The sequence below is a fragment of the Streptomyces sp. FH025 genome (assembly GCF_017427025.1).
Lineage (GTDB): Bacteria > Actinomycetota > Actinomycetes > Streptomycetales > Streptomycetaceae > Kitasatospora.
The window spans coordinates 1-2,019 of record NZ_JAFLNG010001008.1 but is presented as its reverse complement, the minus strand read 5'-3'; the positions used below and the strand labels follow the sequence as shown (position 1 = coordinate 2,019).

Sequence of the window (2,019 nt, the reverse complement as noted above, 5' to 3'; positions counted from 1 at the left end):
TCCAATCCGGAAGCGAATTCGCCAGCATCAGCACCGAGCACCACCGCCCGCTGCTCCAACGCCGCACGCGACACAGCCAACGACCAGCCGATACCGGCAAGATCCACATCCTGGCTCTGCTCCACGAAAGCCGCCAGCCGCTCCGCCTGACCCGCAAGCCCCGCCACCGAACGCCCCGACACCACCCACGGAACAACCGGCAGCACCGCACCAGCACCACCGGAGACAGGAACATCCTCTTCAGGAGCCTGCTCGATGATCACGTGCGCATTGGTGCCACTGATGCCGAACGACGACACACCCGCACGCCGTGGACGCTCCTCCGAGTGCGGCCAGGGCACCGCCGACGTGGCCAGCCGCACCGCGCCGGCGTCCCAGTCCACGTGCGAGGACGGCTCCTCGGCGTGCAGTGTCCTCGGCAGCTGCTCGTTCTGCAGCGCCAGCACCATCTTGATGACACCCGCGACACCTGAGGACCACTGGGTGTGTCCGATGTTCGACTTCAGCGAACCCAGCAGCAACGGCCGATCGGCCGGACGCCCCTGGCCGTACGTCGCCAACAGCGCCTGCGCCTCGATCGGGTCACCCAGCGGGGTCCCCGTCCCGTGGCCCTCGACCACGTCCACATCACCTGCGGACAGGCCGGCGTTGTTCAGGGCGGCACGGATCACCCGCTGCTGCGAGGGACCGTTGGGCGCCGTCAGACCGTTCGACGCACCATCCTGGTTGACCGCCGAACCGCGCACCACCGCGAGCACCTTGTGCCCGAGCCGCCGCGCGTCCGAGAGCCGCTCCAGCACGACGATGCCGGCGCCTTCGGCCATGCCCATGCCGTCGGCCTGCTCCGAGTACGCCTTGCAGCGGCCGTCCGCCGCGAGGCCCTGTTGGCGGCTGAACCAGGCGAGCCACGACGTGGTGGCGTGCACGGTGACACCGCCCGCCAGCGCCAGCGAGCACTCGCCCGACCGCAGGGCCTGGCCGGCGAGGTGCAGGGCGACCAGCGACGACGAGCACGCGGTGTCGACCGTCAGGGCCGGTCCTTCGAGCCCGAGCGTGTAGGCCACCCGGCCCGAGATCACGCTCGGAGCGATGCCCGACTGCAGGTGGCCTTCGAGTTCCTCGGGCGCGTTGGCGCCGTATCCGGACGAGGACGCGCCCACGAAGACGCCGGTCGCCGAGCCACGCAGTTGCCGCGGGTCGATGCCGGCCCGCTCGAAGGCCTCCCAGGAGAGTTCGAGGAGCAGCCGCTGCTGCGGGTCCATCGCCAGCGCCTCACGCGGGCTGATCCCGAAGAAGCCGGCGTCGAACTCCGCCGCCCCCGTGATGAATCCGCCGCCGCGCGTGTAGAAGGTGCCGGCCCGGTCCGCGGCCGGGTCGAAGAGCTGGGACAGGTCCCACCCCCGGTCGGTGGGAAGTTCGCCGACGGCGTCGCCGCCGGCGGCCAGCAGGTCCCACAGCTGCTCGGGGGCACTGACGTCGCCGGGGAGGCGGCAGCTCATCGCCACGATCGCGATGGGCTCGTCGGCCCCTGCGGCCGAGCGTCCCGGTCCGGTGAGCTCGTCCGCGTGCCCCAGTGCCTCCGCCCGGAGGAACTCGGACAGTGCCAGGGGGGTCGGGTAGTCGAAGATCAGGGTGGTGGGCAGCCGTGTGGCCGCCTCGGCGCTCAGCCGGTTGCGCAGCTCGACGCCGGTCACCGAGTCGAACCCGAGCTCCTTGAAGGTGTGCGCGGGGTCGAGCGCCTGCGGGGAGTCGTGCCCGAGGACGGCGGCGGCGTGCGCCCTGATCAGGTCGAGGAGCACCTGCTCCTGCTCGTACTCCGGTCGGCCCACGAGCTGCCTCAGCAGCCCGGTGGCGGAGTCCAGCGGAGGTGCCTCGGTCAAGTCGTCGATCGACTGCGGCAGTTCCATCACCGGGGAGGACGTTCCGCTGTCGAGCCAGAAGCGCTTGTGCCGGAAGGCGTACGTGGGAAGGTCCACCGTCCTGCCGGAGGGCAGCACCGAACCCCAGTTCACCTGCACG

Annotated in this window: 1 protein-coding gene; it reads right to left on the bottom strand. The window is 71.1% G+C overall.

Annotation, left to right across the window (positions count from 1 at the left end; all coding sequences use genetic code 11):
• A partial coding sequence (locus J0670_RS36700; RefSeq protein WP_243438039.1) for a beta-ketoacyl synthase N-terminal-like domain-containing protein occupies nucleotides 1-2,019 on the bottom strand: 2,019 nt, incomplete at both ends.